Here is a 22,985-nt window from a genome sequence, read left to right as displayed (position 1 = left end):
AGCGGTCCGGGCCTGAGCCGGGGCACCGCGCTCCGGTGGCCCGGCTCGTGCACGTACCAGGGAGGTGAACGGGCGGCTGCCCGCCTCGGCCGAGACGTCGGCAACCTGCCCCGTCACCGCGCAGCGCACCAGGCGGGTGTGTTGCGCGGCCGCCACCCGGCGGGCCGCCGCGCAGGCCACGGCCCGGCCCCGCAGGGCATGATCCGCGGCGGCCAGGGCCGCCAGGTCCGCGGCGCCACCCGCCCGGTGCCGCGCCGCGACGGCCTGGCCCACGCCGATCAGGGCCACGAAGACCGCGCAGAGCGCCGCCGTGGCGAAGACCGTGCAGACCGTCGCCGAGCCCTCATCGCCGTACCGTCTCCTCCGCAAGAGCCACCGCCTCCCCCGTGACCCGCACCGTCATCCGCCCCACCCCGGGCAGCCCGGCGGCGACCCGTACCCGCACCAGACCGCCCTCGCGTGCCACGGCGATCCGCGCGCCCCGGGGCGCCGCGCCCCGGGCCGCCGAGATCACCGCCGCCCGTGGTTCCGACCGCGCCGCGGCACGCGCCCCGGCCCGTGCGGCGTCCACACACTCGATACGGGCGCAGACCGCCATCAGCCCCCAGACGAGCGCCGTCACCACCGCCACCAGAACGGGGAGGACCACGGCCGTCTCCGCCGTCACGAATCCGGCGTCGCGGGTCCGCGGGGTGCCCCGGGCCCGCGGACCCGGGGCGGCACAGTCAGAACTGGACATTGATCGCCCTCTCGAGCGCCGACCGCAGCAACGCCTGTACCGGTCCGCTCGTCACGACCTTGTAGAGCACCGCGGCCAACGCACACGCCGCGAGCGTCCCGACGGCGTACTCCGCCGTGGTCATCCCCCGGTCGTCCGCCCCGATGCCACGCAGCTCCGCCCACCACCGCCGCAGCCTTCCACTCCGAAACATGCGAACCCCCTTTGAACGGCCCCGATGGCGGGGCCCTGATGAATGGCCTCTGTTGAGTGGCCTCTGTTGGTTGTTCTGTTGAGTGGCCTCTGTTGGTTGTTCTGTTGGTTGTTCTGTTGGTTTGGCCTGTTGGTTGATGCCTGCTGCTGTGCGGCTTCTGCCGGCCGGGGCTTGGTGGCCTTCTGGTGAGTCGGCTTCTGGCGTGTTGACTGAGCGGTTCCGGCACGGGCGGGGAACCGGTCTCGCCAGCAGGCCCGGGGGGGGGCGGCCTGGTCTGGGCCCGACCCGCGTCCGGTCCGGTGCGGCCAAGCCCTTGCCCGTGCCACCCCACCCGACCTCTCCCCGACCTCCACCCAGCCCACAAACGCGCCCCGCCCGCCGCTCAGTTGTGTCCCAGCAGGCCGCTCGCCAGCCCGATCAGCACGGGTGCCACCCCGAGCGTCAGGAACGCCGGCAGAAAACACGCCGAGAGCGGCAGGGTGACCAGCACCCCGGCCCGACGGGCCTGTGCGGTCGCCACCCGGGCCTGCTCCGACCGGAGTTCGGCGGCGATCCGGGATGCCGACTCGACGGCTGGCACCCCGGATATGCCGGCGCGCTCCATACAGCGCGCCAGCGCTTCGGCTCCGGGGAGGGACGCCAACCGTGGCCACACGACCGCTGGTTCACCGCCCAGGCGCAGTTCCGCCGCCACCTGGCGCAGCCGTTCGGCGACCGGCCCGTCGAGCGACCGGCCCACCGCCTCGGCCGATTCCCGCGGTCCCGCCCCGGCCGCGAGGCAGGCAGCCAGCAGATCGCCGGCCGGTGCCAGCTCCGCCCGTACCTCCGCGTCCGCCGACCGCGCCGCCTCCACGCCCCGGTGGCGGACCAGGCGGCGATGCACCCCGTAGCCCACGGCGAGTCCCACCAGGACGCCCGTCATGCCGCCGACGAGAAGGGCCAGGAGGCTGGCCGCCGCCAGGGGCCCGGCCCACTCCCGCGGCCGGGCGTTCCGCTGCCTGCCGTCGCTCGCCGTCGCGGCGCGCCTCCGCCACCGGGCACGGGCGGACGTTCCGGTCCGCGCCCCGTCCCTGCCGCGCCGGTTCGGTCCGGCGCCCCAGACCGCCGAGGCCCGTCGCCGTACGGCGCGTCCGCGGCGTGCCTCCCGCACCAGTGCCACGGCGCACAGCGTCGCCGTCATGGCGGCCAGCTCCATCCCCACCCTGTGGACAACTTCCGCGCTCACACCGATCCCCTCCCTACGTGCCTTCCGCGGCCGTGACGATCCGGGCCGTCCATGCCACCCCGCCCCACTCCAGGAGCCCGCCGACCACCAGGCAGCCCCACCCGGCGGGGCTGTGCAGCAGCACCCGTAGGGGGTCGGCGCCCAGTGCGCTGCCCATCAGGAGCCCGGCGGCCGGCAGCAGCGCCAGCATCAGCGCGGTGGCCCGGGGGCCCGCCAACTGGGCGCGCAGTTCCTCGCGCTGATCCCGCTGCGCCCTGAGCCCGGCCGCGATCCGCTCCAGTCCCGAGGCCAGCCCCGCGCCGCCCTCCACGGCCACCTGCCAGCACGCGGCCATACCGGTCAGCCCCGCGGCCCCGGGCTGCCGCGCTGCCGAACGCAGCGCCTGGGGGACGTCCCCGCCGTACCGCGCGGCCGCCAGCACCGCCGAGCCCGCAGGTCCAAGGCCCGGCGTCCCCACGGCGAGCAGGGCCTGGGAGGGCTGCCGCCCGGCCCGCAGTTCCCCCGCCACGGCAGCGCACAGCCCGATCACCGCGGTGGCCCGCCGGTCCCGCACCCGCCCCGCGCCTCGGGTGACCAGCCACCGGCGGACGAGGAACAGGGCGACCACGGAAGCGATCACCGGGACCACGGATTCGCCCAGCACCGCCAGTGCCAGCCCCACCGGGAGACACCAGACCTCCTGACCGACGTCCCCCCAGCGGCCGAGGCTCCAGCGGCGCCCCGCTTCCCCCTCGACCAGCCGCCCCGCGCACCACTTCCGCACCTCCTCGCGCCGGCCTCCTGCCGGGTCCGCCGCGCCGCGGCTGCCGAACAGCGCCCGGGCGCGCCGCCGTACGTCCTCCGGCCGGCCACCGGCCGACCGGAGGGCGGCGCCCGCGCAGACCACCGCGACCAGCAGCGCCACCCCGGCCACACTCATCGGGACGCACCCCCGCCCCGCTCGCACAGCTGCCGCAGCCGCTCCCAGCCGCGCTCCTCCCGGAAGCCGGCCGGGCCCCAGACGGCGGCCGGTACGGTCACCACGAAGCCGTCGCGGTCCCGCTCCAGGACATGGAGTTCGGCGACCCGGCGCCGCCCGGTCCGGTCGCGTACGAGATGCAGGACGACCGAGAGCGCGGCCGCCAGTTGGCTGTGCAGCGCGGCGCGGTCGAGGCCCGCGGTCGAACCGAGGGCTTCCAGGCGCGCGGGGACGTCGCACGCGGCGTTGGCGTGCACCGTGCCGCAGCCGCCCTCATGGCCCGTGTTCAGGGCGGCCAGCAGGTCCGTGACCTCGGCTCCGCGCACCTCGCCGACCACCAGCCGGTCCGGACGCATCCGCAGGGCCTGCCGTACGAGGTCCCGGAGCGTCACCCGGCCGACGCCCTCCTGGTTGGCGGGCCGGGTCTCCAGCCGCACCACATGGGGATGGTCCGGCCGCAGCTCCGCCGAGTCCTCGGCCAGGACGATCCGCTCGGCGGGGCCGACCAGGCCGAGCAGGGTGCTGAGCAGAGTGGTCTTGCCGGAGCCCGTACCGCCGCTGATCAGGAACGACAGCCGGGCCGCCAGCAGCGCCCGGAGCAGCCGGTCGCCGCCCGGCGGGACCGTGCCGGCCGCCACCAGTTCGGCGAGGCCGAAGGCCCGCGGCCGCAGCACCCGCAGGGACAGACAGGTCCCGGCGACGGCCACCGGGGGCAGCACGGCATGCAGCCGGGTACCGTCCGGCAGGCGGGCGTCCACCCAGGGCCGGGCGTCGTCCAGCCGCCGGCCGGCCACCGCCGCCAGCCGCTGGGCGAGTCTGCGGACCTCCGCCGCGTCCCGGAAGCGGACGTCCGTGCGCTCCAGCCCGCCGCCGCGGTCCACCCACACCTCGTCCGGTGCGGTGACCAGGACGTCCGTGACGTCGGGAGCGGCCAGGAGCGGTTCGAGCGGCCCGCTGCCCACCATCTCGGACCGCAAGGCGGCCACCACGCCCAGCACTTCGGCGTCCCCCAGCAGCCGCCCCTGTTCGCGCAGCGCCACGGCCACCCGGGCGGGTGTCGGCTCCGCGCCGGCCTCGGCGAGCCGCCGGCGCACCCCCTCCAGCAGATCCTGTCCCTGGCTCATACCCGGCCTCCGCCCCGGCCGCCCGGACGCGAGGTCACCCGGGCGGCCACCGGCCCCCTCGCAGCGACACCTGACCCTGGCCCCGCGCCGGACGGCGGCCCGTTCCCGTCGCCCCCGCTCTCCGTCAGCCGCTCCCAGAAGGCCATGCAGAACCTCGCCAGCGGCCCGCGCACCTGCGCCCCCGGTGGTGCCCCGCGCGACAGGTCGGCCAACAGGCCCGCCTCCCAGGGCACTTCACCGGCCAGGGGCAGCTCCATGAGGCGGGCGATCTCGTCCGGCGGCAGGCCGTGCCCATGGCGGCCGGGAGCGCCTCTGGCCACCACGCGCAGATCACCCAGCGCCTGTTGCACCCCGGCGGCCACCCGCTGCGCCGCCGCGACCGCGCGCAATTCCGAAGGGACGAGCAGCAGTCCCATGTCCACCTGGGCCAGGGCCTCCGTCACCGCCGCGTCGACCCGGCGCGGCAGGTCCACCACCACGACGCCGCCTCGTCGGCGCGCCGCGGCCATGACCGCCCGCATGGCCGGGGGCGGGATGGTGACGTCGGAACCCCGGTCCCAGCTGAGGACGCGCAGCGCGTGCAGCCGCGGCAGTGACTCGGCCAGGGCGCCGCAGGCCACCCGGCCCCGTGATTCGGCGAAGGCGGGCCAGCGCAGGCCCTTCTCCTTCTCGCCGCCCAGCAGGACGTCCAGACCGCCGCCCAGCGGGTCGCCGTCGACGAGCAGGGTGCGCCGTCCCGCGCGGGCCGCGGTGACGGCCAGCGCGCCGGCCAGGGTGCTCGCTCCGGCACCGCCGCAGCCGCCGATGACGCCGACCGTCAGGGCAGGCGGTCCGACGCCCTCGACCGCATCGGCGATCCGGTCCGCCAGCCAGCGTTCGCCGTCGGGGAGCGCCAGCACCCGCTCGGCTCCGAGGGCGACGGCCAGCCGCAGGACGGATGGATCGTCGGCGTCCCGCCCCGTGACGATGACGCCCTCCCGGCGTCCGGCGCCGCGCATACGGGGCGCGCAGTCGGCACCGACGATCACCAGGGGCGGCGCTTCCCAGTCCCCTCTGCGCGCGGGCAGGCCGTGCGCCACTTCGGGCAGCGCCCCGGCTGCCGCGCACAGCCGCAGAAGATCGTCGAGGAGTCCTTCGTCCTCGGTGATGATCAGCGGTGCGCCCCGCTCCTCGCCGGTGTGAACCGGCCGTTCCGATGGCGTCATTCCGGCCACGTTCCGTCCCCCTATCGCTACGCGACTCGCACATCCCGCGAACTCGCGGACTTTTACGCTGCAACGATCGGGAAAATCTTGTGGATCTTGACGCGAAATTGTGGACAACTCCGTGGCTGTGGATATCCCTGTCACCTATTCCGGCGACGGGCCGCTTCCGGGCCCGAGAGGCCTTCCACAGAGGAGCGCCATGACTACGTTGCGTAATGGCGCGGGAGGGCTGGGTCCGCCGGCGCCGCGTGGGCGCGGGGAAGTGTGGATCAGTGTCCGATGACGGAAAATGCGTCCGGACATGCGACGACCCCCGCCGGGGGGGAGAGCGGGGGTCGTCCCCACGGCCGACTCGGGGGGGGAGGAGCCGGACCGGGTTAGCACGGTCGCGAACGATCCGTGACTTCCATGGTGTACCCGAGAGCCTTCTCAGGCAAACCCACGCGCCACACCTTACGCCGAATGGTGGGCGCCTATGCTCGCCCCGTGGAAAACCACTCCGTGCCTCACTCGACTCCCCGTACTGCCGCGTTCTTCGACTTGGACAAGACCGTCATTGCTAAGTCGAGCACGCTGACCTTCAGCAAGTCGTTCTACCAAGGCGGCCTGATCAATCGGCGGGCCGTACTGCGCACCGCGTACGCCCAGTTCGTGTTCCTGGCGGGCGGCGCCGACCACGACCAGATGGAGCGGATGCGGGAATATCTCTCCTCACTGTGCCGCGGCTGGGACGTGGCCCAGGTGCGGGAGATCGTCGCCGAGACGCTGCACGATCTGATCGACCCGATCATCTATGACGAGGCGGCCTCGCTCATCGAGGAGCATCACGCCGCGGGCCGCGACGTCGTGATCGTCTCGACCTCGGGTGCCGAGGTGGTCGAACCGATCGGTGAACTCCTGGGCGCGGACCGGGTGGTGGCCACCCGTATGGTCGTCGGCGAGGACGGCCGTTTCACCGGAGAGGTGGAGTACTACGCCTACGGCCCGACCAAGGAGGAGGCCGTACGGGAACTCGCCGAGTCCGAGGGATACGACCTCGAGCGCTGCTACGCCTACAGCGACTCGGCCACCGACGTCCCGATGCTCTCGGCGGTCGGCCATCCCTTCGCGGTCAATCCGGACCGGGCGCTGCGCCGCGAGGCGGTCGCGCGGGGCTGGCCGGTTCTCTCCTTCAGCCGGCCGGTCCCGCTCAAGCAGCGGCTGCCGGCGCTGTCGATGCCCTCGCGGCCGGCGCTCGCCGTCATGGCCGGGGTCGGCGCGGCGATGGCCACCGCGACGCTGGTCTGGTACGCGAGCCGGCGGAAAACCGCGAAGCCGCAGCTCGGCCTTATTGGCCGGAGTGGTCGCCCCGCCCGTAATGCCCGCGCTTGAAGTCAGACCCAAAGATCTGGTAGCCGGGGTTCCGCTTCCCTCGCCCAAGGAGTACAAAGGACTTAACGGCCCGCGAGACCAAGGACATCCGAGAGGAACACCTTTACGCAGGAAGTGGCCCACGGACCGATGCATGAAAGCTGGGCACCCACGCGACGCCGACCCGTCGATTACGGGCCAGCCGCACCAGGTAACCGGACGAAGATTCCGACCTGATGGGCACATATTCGAGCACGCATGGTAACCCGGCGGACATGCCAGCGGCGGTACCACCGATTGGTACCGCCGCAACCCTTTGTTCAGGGTGAATGAAGCAAACCTTCCGGAATTCTCCGCGCGTAGCCCAAAAGGTTTCGCCCGGCCGCCCGTTATGCCGCGCCGCGCTGCAGCGCCTCACAGACGGCGGTGCTCTCCCGTACGCCGAGTTCCACCGCGCGTCCGCAGTGGGCAATCCACGCGGCGACGCCCTCCGGAGTGCCCGAGACGTAGCCCTCCAGGGCCGCGACATACGCCGCGCGCCCCTGTTCGGCGTGCCCGACCTCGGCGGGGCAGATCGACTTCGGGTCGAGTCCGCTGCCGACCAGCACGATCCGTTCCGCGGCCCGGGCGACCAGCCCGTTGCACGTGGCGAACGGCCGCAGGGCGAGCAGCTCGCCGTGCACCACCGCCGCGGTCACCAGCGCCGGCGCCTCGCTGCCCGCGAGGAGCAGCCGCGCCAGCCCGTCCAGCCGCCCGGCGACCTCGTCGGCATCCGGCAGCGGCAGCTCGATGAGCGGTTCGTCCACCGGCTCGGTGCCCAGCCGGGGCCGGCCCACCGTCCCGTCGGCCGCGTCGGAGCCCTGTCCGCTGCCTGACGCCGCCACCAGGTGGAGCCGCGCCAGGACCCGCAGCGGCGACTGCCGCCACACGCTGAGCAGCTGCCCGGCCTCGGCGGTCAGCCGCAGCGCCGCGCCGACCGTGCGCGGCTCGCCCTCGACGCCGAAGTCGGTGCGGCGCCGGACCTCTTCGAGCGCCCAGTCGGCGCCCGAGAGCGCCGCGGAACCGCGCGCTCCGCGCAGCGCCGCCTCGGACGTCACCTCGTTGCTGCGGCGCCGCATGACCCGGTGCCCGTAGACCCGGTCGACCCCCTTGCGTACGGAGTCCACGGAGTCGGCGACTCCCGGGAGCGAGGCCAGGGTCACGAGCGGGTCGCTGCTCGCCTGCGGGGGTTCGGGGGGCGTCCCCCGGGAGATTCCAGCCATGGGTACGACCCTACGCACCACCAGGCCGGACCCCTCGAAGGAGTGGTCTTCTTCACGCAGCCCTCTCACTCGGAGCGAGATCAACATTACCCTTGGTGAACATGAAGATCGCTTTCGTAGGCAAGGGCGGCAGCGGCAAAACCACCCTGTCCTCCCTGTTCATCCGGCACCTCGCCGCTTCCCGGGTCCCCGTGATCGCGGTGGACGCCGACATCAACCAGCACCTGGGCCCCGCTCTCGGCCTCGACGAGACGGAGGCCGCCGGGCTCCCCGCGATGGGTGCCCATCTACCGCTGATCAAGGACTACTTGCGCGGCAGCAACCCCCGTATCCCGTCCTCCGAATCGATGATCAAGACCACTCCGCCCGGTGAGGGCTCGCGGCTCCTGAGGGTCGGCGAGACCAACCCCGTCTACGACGCCTGCGTCCGGACGGTGGACCTCGACGGCTCCGCCGTGCGGCTGATGGCGACCGGACCGTTCACCGAGTCCGATCTCGGCGTGGCCTGCTACCACTCCAAGGTCGGCGCGGTGGAGCTGTGCCTGAACCACCTCGTGGACGGCCGCGAGGAGTACGTCGTCGTCGACATGACGGCCGGTTCCGACTCCTTCGCCTCCGGGATGTTCACCCGTTTCGACATGACCTTCCTGGTCGCCGAGCCGACCCGTAAGGGCATCGCCGTCTACCGCCAGTACAAGGAGTACGCACGGGACTTCGGCGTCCCCCTGAAGGTCGTGGGCAACAAGGTGCAGGGCCCGGAGGACCTGGCGTTCCTGCGGGAGGAGACCGGCGACGACCTGCTGGTCACCGTCGGCCACTCCGACTGGGTGCGCGCCATGGAGAAGGGCCGCCCGGCCCGCTTCGACCGCCTGGAGGAGGCCAACCGGCAGGCCCTGGCGACGCTGCACCACACGGCCGACGCCGCCTATGGGCGCCGCGACTGGGAGCGGTACACACGGCAGATGGTGCACTTCCACCTGAAGAACGCGGAGAGCTGGGGCAATGCGAAGACCGGGGTCGACCTCGCAGCCCAGGTGGACCCGTCCTTCGTGCTGTCCGAGGGAGCGGTCGCCCCACAGCTCGCCTGACCTGGGGGAGAACACGGGCGGGTGCCTCTGGCGCCCGGTCCGCCGGAGGCACCCGCCCCTGATGCCGGGCGCCGGCCCGTCCGACGCCCCGGGAGCACGACAGATCGGCCGGCCGCCCCGGCGCCGGTGAGCGCCCTCCGGCACTCCGCCGGAAGCGCCGCCGGTGCCGGACACGCCAGGCGAAGAGCCGGAGAACCACAAGGCGAAATGCGCCGCATTCACCTGATAGAGGGATGGATTGCGGCGAATGACCGTAAAGACTTCTCCTGCCCTTTACCTCTCATTACGGTTCATTTACCGATGCTTGAGAGTCACCGGACCGTCACCCAAAGGTGAGGACCGCCGGTCGACTCACGTCCCGCCGCAGTACACCGCCGCCCCACGATCGCGCCCCGCGCGACCGCGTCGCCCCGGAGGAGACGGGAATGCCGCAGACCGAGAAGTTGCCGCCGCAGCCGCCGCGCACACCGCACCGCACCGAAACCGCTCCCGGGCCCCGTACACCCCCGGAACCCGGCTCCCGTGCGGAGAAGGGCCGGGCCGCGCGCCGGGACCTCTCCGCCTCGGTCGTCGTCTTCCTGCTCGCCGTCCCGCTGTCCCTCGGCCTCGCGCTGGCCACCGGCGCACCACTACAGGCCGGTCTGGTCTCCGCGGTCGTCGGCGGGATCGTCGCCGGCCTGCTCGGCGGCGCCCCGCTCCAGGTGAGCGGCGCGGCGACCGGCCTCCTGGTGGTCACCGCCGATCTGGTCCAGCGCTACGGATGGCGCGCCACATGCGCCATCACGGTGCTCGCCGGCCTCACCCAACTCGCCCTGGGCGCCCTGCGCGTGGCCCGCGCGGCGCTGGCCATCAGCCCGGCGATCGTGCACGGCATGCTGGCCGGCATCGGGGCCACCATCGCCCTGGGACAGCTCCATGTGGTGCTCGGCGGGAGTCCGGACAGCTCGGCACTCGACAACGCCGCCGCGCTGCCCGGCCAGTTGGCGCACCCGCACGCCGTCGCGCTGCTGATCGGCGCCGTCACCGTCGCCGTGCTCCTCGGCTGGGGACGGCTGCCGGGCCGCGCCGGGCGGTGGGCGCGGGTGCTGCCCGCCCCGCTGGCCGCCGTGCTCGCCGCGACGGCCGTCAGCGCGGGAACGGAGGTGGCGCGGGTGGAGCTGCCGTCCTGGCGGATGCCCGAGCTGCCCGCGCTCCCGGACGCCTCCCTCCCGGCCCTGGCCGCGGCGGTGCTGACCGTCACCCTCGTCGCCAGCATGGAGTCGCTGCTGTCGGCGGTGGCCGTGGACCGGCTGGCAGCCGAACGGCCCGACGCCCCCACGGGACGCCTACGGCTCAACCGCGAGCTGGCCGGCCAGGGCGTGGCCAACACCGTCTCCGGGCTGCTGGGCGGACTGCCGGTCTCCGGGGGCGCGATCCGCGGCTCGGCGAATGTGCGGGCCGGTGCGGCCACCCGCCGCGCCACCGTGCTGCACGGTGTATGGGTGCTGTTGTGCGCGGGCCTGCTGGCCACGGCGCTGGAGCTGATTCCGCTGGCCGCGCTCGCCGCGCTGGTGATGGTCGTCGGCGTACGGATGATGAGCTTCGCGCACATCCGGCATGTGCAGCGGCACCGTGAGTTCCCGGTGTACGCCGCCACGTTCGGCGGCGTCGTCCTGTTCGGGGTGCTCCAGGGCGTGGGGACCGGCATCGCGGTCGCGGTCTTCCTGGCACTGCGCCGGCTGACGCACACCCGCGTCACGGTGACCGAGGAGCCCGACGGCCACCGGGTGCGGGTCAGCGGGCAGTTGACGTTTCTGGCGGTGCCACGGCTGACCCGGGCGCTGGCGCAGGTGCCCGCGCACACCGACGTCGTCGTCGAACTGTGCGGCTCGTTCATGGATCACGCCGCCTATGAGGCGCTGCAGTCCTGGTCGGGCACCCACCGGGCACACGGCGGCCAGGTGACGCTCGGCGGCCGTTCGGGACGGCCGCTCGCCGCGGAGGCCGGTGGACACTCCTGCCGGCCGTGGACGCCCTGGCGCAACCACCACTGCACCCGGCCCGCCCCGGACCCGGCGGCTGCCGGGGAGAGCAGCGGCAGCCAGCTTCTGGGCGGGGTGTCCGCCTTCCAGCGCCATACGGCTCCGCTGGTGCGCGAGGAGCTGTCCCGGCTGGCGCGCGAGGGCCAGCGGCCCACCCAGCTCTTTCTGACCTGCGCGGACTCCCGGCTGGTCACGAGCATGATCACGTCCAGTGGGCCGGGTGATCTGTTCACCGTGCGCAACGTCGGCAACCTGGTGCCGCCGCCCGGCCCGGACACCTCCTGCGACTCGGTGGGAGCGGCGATCGAGTACGCGGTGGAGGTGCTGCGGGTCGGCTCGATCACCGTGTGCGGGCATTCCGGGTGCGGCGCCATGGGAGCGCTGCTCGGGGCCGACGCACCGGAGGGCACCGAGCCGACCCCGCTCGCCCGCTGGCTGCGGCTCGGCCGGCCGAGCCTCGCCCGTATGCAGCGCATCGGGCGGCGGGGGCGGGGCGAAGTCGCTCTCAGCGGGCGGCCGGTGAGTGACGACCAGGAGCGGCTGGCGCTCGTCAACGTCATGCAGCAGCTCGACCACCTCAGGGCGCACCCCTGTGTGGCACGCCGGGTGGCCGAGGGAACGCTCGCTCTGCACGGCATGTACTTCCATGTCGGCGAGGCCCAGACCTATGTGCTCGACGAGGCCGTTGGGCGGTTCTGCGCGGTGCGCGGCGAACCGGCACCGGTTACGGTCTGACCTGCACGGCATCGCCTCAACAGCCCTGTCACGACCCCCGAACTGACAGGTCTAAACCAATAATTGTCCACAGCCCTTGTCAGGGCCGGGCGCGGGCTGATGAGCTATGACCTGGGGACACGTCGGACGCCCTGGGAATGGGAGATGTTGTGAGCAACGAAAGCCTGGCCAACCTGCTCAAGGAGGAGCGGCGGTTCGAGCCGCCCGCCGATCTGGCCGCGCATGCCAACGTCACGGCTGCCGCGTACGAACAGGCCGCGGCGGACCGGCTGGGCTTCTGGGCCGAGCAGGCCCGGCGGCTGTCCTGGGAGACCGCTCCCACCCAGACCCTCGACTGGACCAACGCGCCCTTCGCGAAGTGGTTCGCCGACGGCAAGCTCAATGTCGCCTACAACTGTGTGGACCGGCATGTGGAGAACGGCCTGGGCGACCGGGTCGCCATCCACTTCGAGGGCGAGCCCGGCGACACCCGCGCGATCACCTACGCCGAGCTCCAGCGTGAGGTCTCCAAGGCCGCCCATGCGCTGACCGAACTGGGTGTGCGCAGCGGCGACCGGGTCGCCATCTACCTGCCGATGATCCCGGAAGCGGTCATCGCCATGCTGGCCTGCGCCCGCCTCGGCGCACCGCACTCGGTCGTCTTCGGCGGCTTCTCCGCGGACGCCCTGGCGACCCGGATCAACGACGCGGACGCCCGCGTGGTGATCACCGCCGACGGCGGCTACCGCCGCGGCAAGCCGTCCGCCCTCAAGCCCGCCGTCGACGCCGCCCTGACCAAGCCGGGCACGGAGAACGTCCGCAGCGTCCTCGTCGTGCGCCGCACCGGCCAGGAGGACGTCGACTGGCACGAGGGCCGCGACGTCTGGTGGCACGAGATCGTCGACCGGCAGAGCGACCAGCACACGCCCGAGGCCTTCGACGCCGAGCACCCGCTGTTCATCCTCTACACGTCCGGCACGACGGGTAAGCCCAAGGGCATCCTGCACACCACCGGCGGCTACCTCACCCAGGTGTCGTACACCCACCACGCGGTCTTCGACCTCAAGCCGGAGACCGACGTCTTCTGGTGCACCGCCGACGTCGGCTGGGTGACCGGCCACTCGTACATCACCTACGGCCCGCTCTCCAACGGCGCGACCGAGGTGCTCTACGAGGGCACGCCCGACAGCCCGCACCAGGGCCGCTGGTGGGAGATCGTGCAGAAGTACGGCGTGACGATCCTCTACACCGCGCCGACCGCGATCCGCGCCTGCATGAAGTGGGGCGACGACATCCCGGCGAAGTTCGACCTGTCGTCGCTGCGGGTCCTCGGGTCGGTGGGCGAGCCCATCAACCCCGAGGCATGGATGTGGTACCGCAAGCACATCGGGGCCGACGCGACTCCGATCGTCGACACCTGGTGGCAGACCGAGACCGGCGGGATGATGCTCAGCCCGCTGCCGGGCGTCACGGCGACCAAGCCCGGCTCGGCCCAGGTGGCGCTGCCCGGTATCGCCGCGACCGTCGTGGACGACGACGCCCGTGAGGTCCCCGACGGTGCCGGCGGCTACCTCGTGCTGACCGAGCCCTGGCCGGCCATGCTCCGCACGATCTGGGGCGACGACCAGCGCTATCTCGACACGTACTGGTCGCGCTTCGAGGGCAAGTACTTCGCCGGCGACGGCGCCAAGAAGGACGACGACGGCGACATCTGGCTGCTCGGCCGGGTGGACGACGTGATGCTGGTGTCCGGCCACAACATCTCCACCACCGAGGTCGAGTCGGCGCTGGTCTCGCATCCGAAGGTGGCCGAGGCCGCGGTCGTCGGCGCCGCCGACCCGCAGACCACCCAGGCCATCTGCGCCTTCGTCATTCTGCGCGGTGGCGCGGCGGAGGACGAGGGCCTGGTCGAGGAGCTGCGCGCGCATGTCTCCCAGCAGCTCGGCCCGATCGCCAAGCCCAAGCGGATCATGCCGGTCGCCGAGCTGCCCAAGACCCGGTCCGGCAAGATCATGCGGCGGCTGCTGCGCGATGTCGCCGAGAACCGCGCGCTCGGTGATGTCACCACCCTCACCGACTCCGCGGTCATGGACCTGATCCAGGCGAAGCTGCCGAGCGCGGCCAGCGAGGACTGAGCGGGACGGAGCACCGCAAGGGGGCATCGGGCCGGAGCGGCCGGGTGCCCCCTTTCCGCGGGCGGATGCCCCCTTCCGTGGCCGGGCATTCCGCCTGCTCAGCGGCCTCGCCCGCCGGCGGCCGCCAACGGCGCGAAGCCACCCCGGCCGCGGCCCGCCCCTCCGGCGACGCGGCGTCCCGGCGCGTCGGCGCCCGTCCTCCCGGCCGCCCGGCCCCAGCGGCCCGGCGCCCGAATTGACCGTAAAGTGAGACGGCCGGATAGCCGCTCGCGCCCGCCCGGTACAGTGGGACACGCGTCAATGACACGCTAAGAAACTCTGGGTGCGCCGGGAAGTCTGGTCGGCAACTGCAACAGCCGTACACAGCTGCCGAAACCCGGAGGTCACCGAGTGAGCGCGCCAAGCCAGCAGACGATCGAGAAGTGTGTGCTGCGCGCACGCCGCCCCGCCGAGCGCAGCGAGGTCGGCGCATGAGCGCCCCCAGGAACCGCCGCGCCCCCTTCCTCGGACGGATGCCGCTGCCCGAGCGGAACTTCGTCGCGGATGCGCTGCGCACCGAAACCGTCGGCGGCGTCCTCCTGCTCGCCGCCGCTGTAGCCGCCCTGATCTGGGCAAACACCCTCGGCGGGAGCTACGAGGCGGTCCGCGGCTTCCACCTCGGACCGGCCGCGCTGGGCCTGGACCTGTCCCTCCAGCACTGGGCCGCCAACGGGCTGCTCGCGGTCTTCTTCTTCGTCGCCGGTATCGAGCTCAAGCGTGAACTGGTCGCCGGCGAACTCCGCGACCCCAAGGCCGCCGCACTCCCCGTGGTCGCCGCGCTCTGCGGGATGGCGATGCCGGCGGTCGTCTACTTCACCGTCAACGGCATCGGCGGCGGCTCGCTGCAGGGCTGGGCGGTCCCCACCGCCACCGACATCGCCTTCGCGCTCGCCGTCCTCGCCGTCATCGGCACGTCCCTGCCCGCCGCGCTGCGCGCCTTCCTGCTCACCCTCGCCGTCGTCGACGACCTCTTCGCCATCCTGATCATCGCGGTCTTCTTCACCTCGAAGATCGACTTTCTGGCGCTGGGCCTCGCCGCCGCCGGCCTGGTGATCTTCTACCTGCTGCTGCGCAAGGGCGTCCGCGGCTGGTACGTCTACGTCCCGCTCGCCCTGGTCATCTGGGGTCTGATGGAGAACAGCGGGGTGCACGCCACCATCGCCGGCGTCGCCATGGGCCTGATGCTGCGCTGCACCCGGCGCGACGGCGAGAAGCAGTCCCCGGGCGAGCACATCGAGCATCTGGTCCGCCCGCTCTCGGCCGGCTTCGCCGTGCCGCTGTTCGCCCTCTTCTCCGCGGGGGTGTCCATATCCGGCGGTGCGGTCCACGAGGTCTTCACCCGGCCGGAGACGCTCGGCGTCGTGCTCGGCCTGGTGGTGGGCAAGGCGCTCGGCATCTTCGGCGGCACCTGGTGCACCGCCCGCTTCACCAGAGCCGAGCTCAACCCCGACCTGCGATGGCCGGATGTCTTCGCCGTCTCCGCCCTGGCCGGAATCGGCTTCACCGTCTCCCTGCTCATCGGCGAACTCGCCTTCGCCGAGGACCTGGTGCTGGCCGACGAGATCAAGGCGGCGGTGCTGATCGGCTCGCTGCTGGCGGCCGTCTTCGCCGGCATCCTCCTCAAGGTCCGCAACGCCAAGTACCGGAAGCTGTGCGAGGACGAGGAGCGCGACGAGGACCAGGACGGCATCCCGGACGTCTACGAACTCGACAAGCCGGAGTACCACCTGCGAATGGCGGCGATCCACGAGGCCAAGGCCGCCGAGCACCGGCGGCTTGCCGAAGTGGCCTCCGACTCGCATGCCGGAGACGATGGTCCGGCATGATCTGAGAGGCTTTGCATCCGGGTGAAGAGAAGAGGGAGACGGCGATGAGCGCAGTCCACGACAGCACGGACCGCAGCCTCGGACAGCTGGTGGCCACGGCCACGGCCGAAATGTCCGCGCTGGTGCACGACGAGATCGCGCTGGCCAAGGCGGAGTTCCGGCAGGACGCCAAGCGCGCGGGCATCGGCAGCGCCGCGTTCATGGTGGCCGGCGCGCTGGCGCTGTTCGCGCTGCCGGTGCTGAGCTTCGCGGCGGCGTACGGCATCCACAACCTCGGCCTCGGGCTCGCCTGGTCCTTCCTGATCGTGGGCGGCGCCTTCCTGGTCCTCGCCGGACTGCTGGCCCTCATCGCGATGGCCAAGATGAAGAAGATCAAGAAGCCGGAGAAGTCCATCAACTCCGCCAAGGAGACCGCGGCCGTACTCCAGAAGGCCAAGCCGCACCCGCGGCTGACGCCCGTGGAGCACCCGGCCCTGGAGTCTGTGACACGCTCATCGGTATGACAGCCCCTGACAGCACCGCTTCGGTCGTGCGGATCGACGTCCCCGGCGGGAGAGAGGTGTCGCACCGCGACGTCGCGGCCAACGGCGCCCGCTTCCACATCGCGGAGATGGGCGACGGCCCGCTGGTGCTGCTGCTGCACGGCTTTCCGCAGTTCTGGTGGACCTGGCGGCACCAGATGCCGGCGCTCGCCGACGCGGGCTTCCGCGCGGTCGCCATGGATCTGCGCGGCGTCGGCGGCAGCGACCGCACCCCGCGCGGCTACGACCCGGCGAACCTCGCCCTGGACATCACCGGCGTCATCAGGTCCCTGGGAGAGGCGGACGCCGCGCTCGTCGGACACGACCTGGGCGGCTATCTCGCCTGGACGGCCGCGGTGATGCGGCCCAAGCTGGTGCGCCGGCTGGCCGTGGCGTCGATGCCGCATCCCCGGCGCTGGCGCTCGGCGATGCTGTCCGACGTCCGGCAGAGCGCCCGGAGTTCGCACATCTGGAACTTCCAGCGGCCCTGGCTGCCGGAGCGCGCGCTGACCGCGGACGACGCGGCGCTGGTGGGGCGGATGATCCGCGACTGGTCCGGCCCCCGGCTGCCGGACGACGACGCGCTGGCGGTCTACCGGCGGGCGATGGGTATCCCCTCGACGGCGCACTGCTCGATCGAGCCGTACCGCTGGATGGTGCGCTCGATGGCCCGCCCCGACGGTCTCCAGTTCAACCGCCGGATGAAGATGCCCGTACGCGTCCCGACGCTGCATCTGCACGGCTCGCTCGACCCGGTGATGCGTACCCGCAGCGCGGCCGGCTCCGGCGAGTACGTCGAGGCGCCGTACCGCTGGCGGCTGTTCGACGGCCTGGGGCACTTCCCGCACGAGGAGGACCCGGTGGCGTTCTCCACGGAACTGATCAGCTGGCTGAAGGACCCGGAACCGGACCGGTGACGGGCCGCCGCCCCGGAGGAGGGCGGGGAACCACGACGCCCTCGGGGCGGGCCATTGGACCAGCCGCGCGCACCGGCGTGTCCCGGCGCCCGGGGACCGCTGAGCGGGCTCCCCGCACCGCTCTGCGGAGCCTCTCTCCACCGGCCTCGAACGCGCGTATGACGAACAGCCAATTGCCCGGCGCATAGGCCAATTGGCGGTCCCCGAGGCGGTTACGGACCTTGGGCCACGGGCAGAGTCGAGGGTATGGGCTGGACGCACGACTACCGTGACGTGGCACGCAACCGCCGCAGCAGTGCCGCTGCAGTGGGTACGCAGGAAAGGGGAACCCCGGATCTCAGGTCCGGCGCCTCCCCCGCCCCGACGCACCCGATGGGAATCCCGCGCATCCTGCGCCGCAGAGCGCGCTGGATGAGCGCGCGGCTACGCCATCCCCGTACCTGAACCCCCGCCCCGCCGACTGGGGCGCGGGACTCCTCTCCACGCGCCCCGGCGCCGGGCCCGGCAGTGACCCGCCGGACAGGCCTTAGATCGCGCAGCCCTGGCTGTCGACCTGCTGCTGGGCCGCACGCCCCCTGATGACGTCCTCACGGACCTCGTCGGCGGTCAGCGCGTAGCCGGTGCGTGAGTCGTCCCGCGACTTGGCGAAGACGACGCCGTAGACCTTGCCCTGCGGGGTGAGCAGCGGGCCGCCGGAGTTGCCCTGACGCACCGTGGCGTAGAGGGAGTAGACATCGCGGCCGACCGTGCCGCGCTTGTAGATGTCCGCGCCGTTGGCCTGGACACGGCCGCGGACCCGGGCCGCGCGGACGTCGTAGCCGCCGTTCTCCGGGAAGCCGGCGACGATGGCGCTGTTGCCGCTGTCCGCGTCCGCGCCGGTGAACTGGAGCGCCGGGGCGTTCAGCGAGGGCACGTCCAGGACCGCGATATCGCGCCGCCAGTCGAAGAGCACGACCTTGGCGTCGTACGTACGGCCCTCGCCGCCCACCTGGACGGTCGGCTCGCGCACCCCGCCGACGACATGGGCGTTGGTCATCACGCGGTGCCGGCCGAAGACGAAGCCGCTGCCCTCGACGACCTTGCCGCAACTGGGAGCCGTGCCGACGACCTTGACGATGCTGCGCTTGGCCTGCGCCGCCACCGGGCTGGTGGCCAGCCGGGGATCGGGGGCCGGCACGTTGGTGATCGGTTCGTTGGAGAACGGCGTGAAGACCTGCGGGAAGCCGTTCTGCGCGAGGACCGAGGAGAAGTCCGCGAACCAGGTGCCGGCCTGCTGGGGCATCACCCGGGACACCCCGAGCAGCACCTTGGAATTGCGGACCTCCTTGCCGAGCGTCGGCAGGGACGTCCCGGCCAGCGCCGAGCCGATCAGCCAGGCGACCAGCAGCATCGCGAGGACGTTGACCAGCGCGCCGCCGGTCGCGTCCAGCGCTCTCGCCGGTGACCACGTGATGTGGAGGCGCAGCTTGTTGCCCAGATGGGTGGTGAGCGCCTGGCCCACGGACGCGCACACGATCACGATGGCGACCGCCGCGATGGCCGCGAAGCTGCCGGGCGTCGCGTCCCCCGTGATCTCGTTCCAGATCACGGGCAGCAGATAGACCGCGATCAGACCGCCCCCGAGGAAGCCGATCACGGACAGGATGCCGACGACAAAGCCTTGCCGATAGCCGATGATCGCGAACCACACGGCCGCGACCAGCAGCAAGATGTCCAGGACGTTCACGCCGGACACCGTCTCACGAGCGCCAGTCGAGCGGGACCGCCTTGTCACGGTCCCACGGAATCTCCCATCCGGCGTAATGCAGGATGCGGTCGATGACTCCGGCGGTAAACCCCCAGACCAGGGCGTTCTCGACAAGGAAGGCAGGCCCGATGTGGCCACTGGGATGGCGCGTTGTCACACGGTGGGCGGGATTGGTGAGATCCGCCACGGGAACCGTGAACACCCGGGCGGTCTCCGCCTGGTCGACCGCGCCGACCGGGCTCGGCCGGCGCCACCAGCCCAGGACGGGCGTCACCACGAAGCCGCTGACGGGGATGTAGAGCCGGGGCAGCACGGCGAAGACCTGCACACCGGAGGGGTCGAGGCCGGTCTCCTCCTGAGCCTCGCGCAGCGCGGCCCGCACCGGACCGGAGCCCTCCGGGTCGCCGTCCTCCGGATCGAGGGCGCCACCGGGGAAGGAGGGCTGGCCGGCGTGTGAGCGCAGGGTGCCGGCGCGCTCCATCAGGAGCAGCTCGGGGCCGCGGCTGCCGTGGCCGAAGAGGATCAGCACGGCGGACTGCCGGCCCCCGCTCTCGGGCGGCAGAAAGCGGCTGAGCTGGGGCGGCTCGATGGTGGCGGCCACCTCGGCCACCGGGTCCAGCCACTCGGGCAGGCCCTCGGCCGTCACCGCCGCCTCCCGGCCGGCATCCGCCTCCTTGCCGTACCGCTGCTCCCGTGCACTCCGCATCCGCGCCCCCTCAGGCCTGGCATCGATCGTCGGTCACCTCTGGGCGGCGGGCGTCAGGACGCGGCCACCGGGGGCGCCATCGGCGGCGCGGGCTGCCCCGGATAGTCGGCCGGGGGCTTCAGCCGCTGCCCCGGCTGGCCGCCCAGCTCGTACTTCAGCAGCTTCCTGGCCTTCTCCGGGTCCGTCTCGCCCTCGCCGTACGCGGGGCACAGCGGGGCGATGGCGCAGGCCCCGCAGGCGGGCTTGCGGGAGTGGCAGACGCGGCGGCCGTGGAAAACGACCCGGTGCGAGAGCATCGTCCACTCGCTCTTGGGGAAGATCCCGGCGACGTCCGCCTCGACCTTCTCGGCGTCCTCCGCTGTGGTCCAGCCGAAGCGGCGGGCCAGCCGGCCGAAGTGGGTGTCGACGGTGATGCCCGGCACGCCGAAGGCATTGCCCAGGACCACGTTGGCGGTCTTGCGGCCGACGCCGGGGAGGGTGACGAGGTCCTCCAGGCGGCCGGGGACCTCGCCGCCGAAGCGGTCACGGAGCGCCGCCGACAGGCCGAGCAGCGACTTCGTCTTGGCCCGGAAGAAGCCGGTCGGCCGGATCAGCTCCTCCAGCCGCTCCGGGGGCATCGCGGCCATGTCCTCGGGCGTCGGGCAGACCGCGAAGAGGCGCGGGGTGGTCTGGTTGACCCTCAGGTCGGTGGTCTGCGCGGACAGGACCGTGGCGACCAGCAGCTCGAAGGAGTTGGTGAAGTCCAGCTCGGGGTGGGCGTACGGATAGAGCTCGGCCAGCTCGCGGTTGATCCGGCGGGCGCGGCGCACCATGGCGACCCGGGACTCGGGCTTGCGCGCGGCGGCCTTCTTGGCGGACGCCTTCCCGGCGTCCGCCGCCTTTGCGGTCTTCTTGGCCGGGGCCTTCTTGGCCGTGGTCGTCTTGGCCGGGGCGGCCTTCCCGGCGGCTGCCTTCTTCGCGGCCGTTTTCTTGGCGGGGGCCTGCTCGGCGGCCGCGGTGGCCGTTGTGGCGACGGCCTTCCTGGCTGCCGCCTTCTTCGTCACGGCCTTCTTCGCCGCGGCCTTCCTGGCCGCCGCCGGCTTCTCGGGGGTTGCGTTCACGGGGCGGCCTTCTTCCCTGCCGAGGTCTTGTCCGCCGGAGTCTTCCTCGCGGAGGTCTGCACGGTCGTGTCCTGCGCCGAGGGGCGCGACGCGCCGGGTCTCCGGGCGGGCGGCTTCCGGCGGGACGCCACCCCGGAGAGCGATTTGTTACTTTTATCCGACATCGGGAGGCGGGCGGACGACTGTTCGCCCACAGCGGAATCACGCCCTGCGCTCACCCTTCCGGCCCCCCAGTCCTCTGCTCCCACCGGCGTATTGGACACTCGGCCAGACTAAGGCCAGCCACTGACATCCGGCTTGATCACTATGATTCGTGACCCCAATCGGCCCCCTGCCTTATGGCGGGCGGCACCGGTCCGGCAAACTTGTGATTGATCGCACTGTTTTGCATTCCGGCATGATGGGGACCACAGTCCCCCGGAGCATGTCGACAAGGAGAGATCTCGTGGACGACGTTCTGCGGCGCGCACCGCTCTTCGCGGCGCTCGATGACGAGCAGGCGGCCGAGCTGCGCGCCTCTATGGGAGAGGTCACGCTCGCCCGCGGCGACGCCCTGTTCCACGAAGGGGACCCCGGCGACCGCCTCTATGTGGTCACCGAGGGCAAGGTGAAGCTGCACCGCACTTCCCCGGACGGCCGGGAGAACATGCTCGCCGTCCTCGGCCCCGGAGAGCTGATCGGTGAGCTCTCGCTCTTCGACCCCGGCCCCCGTACGGCCACGGCCTCCGCCCTCACCGAGGTCAAGCTCCTCGGCCTGGGCCACGGAGACCTCCAGCCCTGGCTGAACGCCCGCCCCGAGGTGGCCACGGCGCTGCTGCGCGCGGTCGCCCGCCGGCTGCGCAAGACCAACGACCAGATGTCCGACCTGGTCTTCTCGGACGTACCGGGCCGCGTGGCGCGCGCCCTGCTCGACCTGTCGCGCCGCTTCGGCGTGCAGTCCGAGGAGGGCATCCACGTCGTCCACGACCTGACGCAGGAAGAGCTGGCCCAGCTGGTCGGCGCCTCCCGTGAGACGGTCAACAAGGCGCTGGCGGACTTCGCGGGCCGCGGCTGGCTGCGCCTGGAGGCGCGCGCCGTGATCCTGCTGGACGTCGAGCGGCTGGCCAAGCGCTCGCGCTGACCCCCGCAGACAGCCTGGAAGGGCCCCGCTCCGGCGGGGCCCTTCGTCATGGGCCCACAGGCGGCCCGCACCGCCCCGCGGCCCGTAAAAGGGCTCGCCGGAGCGCCGGCGCGCCCGCCATAGTGACGCCATGATCCACGGCACGGGGATGGACCGGGACGGCTGCTTTCTACGGGAGGGGGCGCTGGACCGCGTGTCCGCGCCGTTCGCGCCCGTGGTGGCGGCGCTGGGCGCCCGGCTGGGCGACCACTTCGGCCCCGGCCGGCTGCACAGCAGCTACCTCTACGGCAGCGTTCCGCGCGGCACCGCCGTGCCCGGCGTGTCCGATCTCGATGTGCTGCTCGCCCTGCGGGACGGACCCACGGATGCCGACCGGGCCGCCGCCCGCGCCGTCGAGGACCGGCTCGACGCGGCCTTCCCCCAGGTCAACGGCGTCGGCATCCTGCTGTTCGGGGCGCCGCGCCTGCTGAGCGCGCCGGAGCGGTACGACCTGGGATGGTTCGTGGCCTGTCTGTGCACCCCGCTCAGCGGTCCCGATCTCGCCGAGCGGCTGCCCCGCTACCGCCCCACCTCGCTCCTCGCCCGGGAGACCAACGGCGACCTCCACCACGACCTGCCCGGTCTGCGCGCGAAGGCCGCGGCGGCCACGACGGACGCCGAGCGCGTCCGGCTGACCCGGGGTGTGGCACGCCGGCTTGTCCGCACCGGATTCACGCTGGTCATGCCGCGCTGGGGCGGCTGGACGAGTGATCTCACCGAGTCGGCGGAAGTGTTCGGCCGCTCTTACCCGGCGCACGCCGAGGAGATGCGCGCCGCGGCGCACGCCGGCCGGACGCCCGCCGCGTACCCGGAGCTGCTGGACCAGTTGCTCTCCGGCCTCGCCCCCTGGCTGGCCGGCGAATATCTGGCCGTCCACGGGGCGAAGTGTGTTCCAGCAGCGCCGCGTTGATCTCGGCGACGAGCGCCGGGTCGAGGTCGGTGGAGAGGTCGGCGCC

Annotated in this window: 20 protein-coding genes and 1 pseudogene; 10 read left to right on the top strand and 11 right to left on the bottom strand. The window is 72.7% G+C overall.

The annotated features are described in order from the left end of the window. Positions 1-96: 96 nt before the first annotated feature. The 7 genes and pseudogenes from ACWC9R_RS31775 to ssd all read right to left on the bottom strand — a co-directional run. Positions 97-288, bottom strand: a pseudogene (locus ACWC9R_RS31775) (Rv3654c family TadE-like protein); the annotation flags it as partial. Positions 289-343: 55 nt separating this feature from the next. Beyond that, positions 344-739, bottom strand: coding sequence for a TadE family type IV pilus minor pilin (locus tag ACWC9R_RS31770; RefSeq protein WP_450736710.1), 396 nt, complete (start codon positions 737-739; stop codon positions 344-346). After that, positions 726-932: a DUF4244 domain-containing protein gene (locus ACWC9R_RS31765; RefSeq protein WP_362603618.1), complete on the bottom strand. Its 207-nt coding sequence runs from the start codon at positions 930-932 to the stop codon at positions 726-728. The genes ACWC9R_RS31770 and ACWC9R_RS31765 overlap by 14 nt, the downstream gene beginning before the upstream one ends. A gap of 382 nt (positions 933-1,314) precedes the next feature. Next, positions 1,315-2,157: a type II secretion system F family protein gene (locus ACWC9R_RS31760; RefSeq protein WP_450736708.1), complete on the bottom strand. Its 843-nt coding sequence runs from the start codon at positions 2,155-2,157 to the stop codon at positions 1,315-1,317. A gap of 13 nt (positions 2,158-2,170) precedes the next feature. Continuing rightward, positions 2,171-3,076, bottom strand: coding sequence for a type II secretion system F family protein (locus ACWC9R_RS31755; RefSeq protein ID WP_450736706.1), 906 nt, complete (start codon positions 3,074-3,076; stop codon positions 2,171-2,173). Continuing rightward, positions 3,073-4,239: a TadA family conjugal transfer-associated ATPase gene (locus ACWC9R_RS31750; protein WP_450736704.1), complete on the bottom strand. Its 1,167-nt coding sequence runs from the start codon at positions 4,237-4,239 to the stop codon at positions 3,073-3,075. Before ACWC9R_RS31750 ends, ACWC9R_RS31755 begins: the two co-directional genes overlap by 4 nt. Further along, positions 4,236-5,453 carry a septum site-determining protein Ssd gene (gene ssd / locus ACWC9R_RS31745; protein WP_450736702.1) on the bottom strand — a complete coding sequence of 406 codons (1,218 nt, stop codon included), beginning with the start codon at positions 5,451-5,453 and terminating at the stop codon, positions 4,236-4,238. The genes ACWC9R_RS31750 and ssd overlap by 4 nt, the downstream gene beginning before the upstream one ends. A 453-nt stretch (positions 5,454-5,906) precedes the next feature. Between ssd and ACWC9R_RS31740 the strand changes: the two genes are divergently transcribed. Then, positions 5,907-6,815 (top strand): HAD family hydrolase, encoded by a 909-nt coding sequence (locus ACWC9R_RS31740; protein ID WP_450736701.1) that lies wholly within the window; start codon positions 5,907-5,909, stop codon positions 6,813-6,815. Positions 6,816-7,183: 368 nt separating this feature from the next. Here the strand turns inward: ACWC9R_RS31740 and ACWC9R_RS31735 are convergent, their stop codons facing one another. Then, positions 7,184-8,056, bottom strand: a complete 873-nt coding sequence (locus tag ACWC9R_RS31735) for an oxidoreductase (RefSeq protein ID WP_450736699.1) — start codon at positions 8,054-8,056, stop codon at positions 7,184-7,186. Positions 8,057-8,157: 101 nt separating this feature from the next. On the opposite strand from ACWC9R_RS31735, the gene ACWC9R_RS31730 reads away from it, so the two are divergent. From ACWC9R_RS31730 to ACWC9R_RS31700, 7 genes are all read left to right on the top strand, one after another. Continuing rightward, positions 8,158-9,144 (top strand): ATP-binding protein, encoded by a 987-nt coding sequence (locus tag ACWC9R_RS31730; protein WP_450736697.1) that lies wholly within the window; start codon positions 8,158-8,160, stop codon positions 9,142-9,144. 425 nt (positions 9,145-9,569) lie between these two features. Next, positions 9,570-11,900: a SulP family inorganic anion transporter gene (locus ACWC9R_RS31725; protein WP_450736695.1), complete on the top strand. Its 2,331-nt coding sequence runs from the start codon at positions 9,570-9,572 to the stop codon at positions 11,898-11,900. A 149-nt stretch (positions 11,901-12,049) separates the two neighbouring features. Beyond that, positions 12,050-14,014: an acetate--CoA ligase gene (gene acs / locus ACWC9R_RS31720; protein WP_450736693.1), complete on the top strand. Its 1,965-nt coding sequence runs from the start codon at positions 12,050-12,052 to the stop codon at positions 14,012-14,014. Between the two features lie 470 nt (positions 14,015-14,484). After that, a complete protein-coding gene (gene nhaA / locus ACWC9R_RS31715) occupies positions 14,485-15,879 on the top strand; it encodes a Na+/H+ antiporter NhaA (protein ID WP_450736692.1) in 1,395 nt (464 codons plus the stop codon). A 44-nt stretch (positions 15,880-15,923) separates the two neighbouring features. Further along, on the top strand, positions 15,924-16,382 hold the full coding sequence (locus ACWC9R_RS31710) for a phage holin family protein (protein WP_450736690.1): 459 nt from the start codon (positions 15,924-15,926) through the stop codon (positions 16,380-16,382). Further along, on the top strand, positions 16,379-17,317 hold the full coding sequence (locus ACWC9R_RS31705) for an alpha/beta fold hydrolase (RefSeq protein WP_450736688.1): 939 nt from the start codon (positions 16,379-16,381) through the stop codon (positions 17,315-17,317). The genes ACWC9R_RS31710 and ACWC9R_RS31705 overlap by 4 nt, the downstream gene beginning before the upstream one ends. A gap of 246 nt (positions 17,318-17,563) precedes the next feature. Beyond that, positions 17,564-17,761: a hypothetical protein gene (locus ACWC9R_RS31700; RefSeq protein ID WP_362603640.1), complete on the top strand. Its 198-nt coding sequence runs from the start codon at positions 17,564-17,566 to the stop codon at positions 17,759-17,761. Between the two features lie 82 nt (positions 17,762-17,843). Here the strand turns inward: ACWC9R_RS31700 and ACWC9R_RS31695 are convergent, their stop codons facing one another. Genes ACWC9R_RS31695 through nth form a run of 3 tightly spaced genes read right to left on the bottom strand, consistent with a single transcriptional unit; the run spans position 17,844 to position 20,870 of the window. Continuing rightward, the gene (locus ACWC9R_RS31695) at positions 17,844-19,043 is read right to left on the bottom strand and encodes a MarP family serine protease (RefSeq protein WP_450736686.1); all 1,200 of its coding nucleotides are present in this window, start codon (positions 19,041-19,043) and stop codon (positions 17,844-17,846) included. Between the two features lie 13 nt (positions 19,044-19,056). Then, complete coding sequence (locus tag ACWC9R_RS31690) at positions 19,057-19,770, bottom strand: NUDIX hydrolase (protein ID WP_450736684.1); 714 nt, start codon at positions 19,768-19,770, stop codon at positions 19,057-19,059. 53 nt (positions 19,771-19,823) lie between these two features. Beyond that, a complete protein-coding gene (nth, locus tag ACWC9R_RS31685) occupies positions 19,824-20,870 on the bottom strand; it encodes an endonuclease III (protein WP_450736682.1) in 1,047 nt (348 codons plus the stop codon). Positions 20,871-21,315: 445 nt separating this feature from the next. Here nth and ACWC9R_RS31680 point away from each other — a divergent pair, with 445 nt between their 5' ends. Both ACWC9R_RS31680 and ACWC9R_RS31675 read left to right on the top strand, forming a co-directional pair. Further along, positions 21,316-21,990, top strand: a complete 675-nt coding sequence (locus tag ACWC9R_RS31680) for a Crp/Fnr family transcriptional regulator (RefSeq protein ID WP_006604164.1) — start codon at positions 21,316-21,318, stop codon at positions 21,988-21,990. A 130-nt stretch (positions 21,991-22,120) separates the two neighbouring features. Next, positions 22,121-22,939 (top strand): nucleotidyltransferase, encoded by an 819-nt coding sequence (locus ACWC9R_RS31675; RefSeq protein WP_450736680.1) that lies wholly within the window; start codon positions 22,121-22,123, stop codon positions 22,937-22,939. Positions 22,940-22,985: the final 46 nt, after the last annotated feature.

Source organism: Streptomyces sp. NPDC001219 (genome assembly GCF_053597915.1).
The sequence above is the reverse complement of the archived record's forward strand: the minus strand, read 5'-3'. Positions and strand labels throughout refer to the sequence as shown.

Coding starts and splice junctions, on each gene's coding strand:
- ACWC9R_RS31700 (WP_362603640.1), top strand. CDS start 17,564: ATGGGCTGGACGCACGACTACCGTGACGTGGCACGCAACCGCCGCAGC.
- ACWC9R_RS31705 (WP_450736688.1), top strand. CDS start 16,379: ATGACAGCCCCTGACAGCACCGCTTCGGTCGTGCGGATCGACGTCCCC.
- nhaA (WP_450736692.1), top strand. CDS start 14,485: ATGAGCGCCCCCAGGAACCGCCGCGCCCCCTTCCTCGGACGGATGCCG.
- ACWC9R_RS31750 (WP_450736704.1), bottom strand. CDS start 4,239: ATGAGCCAGGGACAGGATCTGCTGGAGGGGGTGCGCCGGCGGCTCGCC.
- ACWC9R_RS31675 (WP_450736680.1), top strand. CDS start 22,121: ATGATCCACGGCACGGGGATGGACCGGGACGGCTGCTTTCTACGGGAG.
- ACWC9R_RS31740 (WP_450736701.1), top strand. CDS start 5,907: ATGGTGGGCGCCTATGCTCGCCCCGTGGAAAACCACTCCGTGCCTCAC.
- ACWC9R_RS31690 (WP_450736684.1), bottom strand. CDS start 19,770: ATGCGGAGTGCACGGGAGCAGCGGTACGGCAAGGAGGCGGATGCCGGC.
- ACWC9R_RS31735 (WP_450736699.1), bottom strand. CDS start 8,056: ATGGCTGGAATCTCCCGGGGGACGCCCCCCGAACCCCCGCAGGCGAGC.
- ACWC9R_RS31765 (WP_362603618.1), bottom strand. CDS start 932: ATGTTTCGGAGTGGAAGGCTGCGGCGGTGGTGGGCGGAGCTGCGTGGC.
- ACWC9R_RS31710 (WP_450736690.1), top strand. CDS start 15,924: ATGAGCGCAGTCCACGACAGCACGGACCGCAGCCTCGGACAGCTGGTG.
- ACWC9R_RS31770 (WP_450736710.1), bottom strand. CDS start 739: ATGTCCAGTTCTGACTGTGCCGCCCCGGGTCCGCGGGCCCGGGGCACC.
- ACWC9R_RS31725 (WP_450736695.1), top strand. CDS start 9,570: ATGCCGCAGACCGAGAAGTTGCCGCCGCAGCCGCCGCGCACACCGCAC.
- ACWC9R_RS31730 (WP_450736697.1), top strand. CDS start 8,158: ATGAAGATCGCTTTCGTAGGCAAGGGCGGCAGCGGCAAAACCACCCTG.
- ACWC9R_RS31755 (WP_450736706.1), bottom strand. CDS start 3,076: ATGAGTGTGGCCGGGGTGGCGCTGCTGGTCGCGGTGGTCTGCGCGGGC.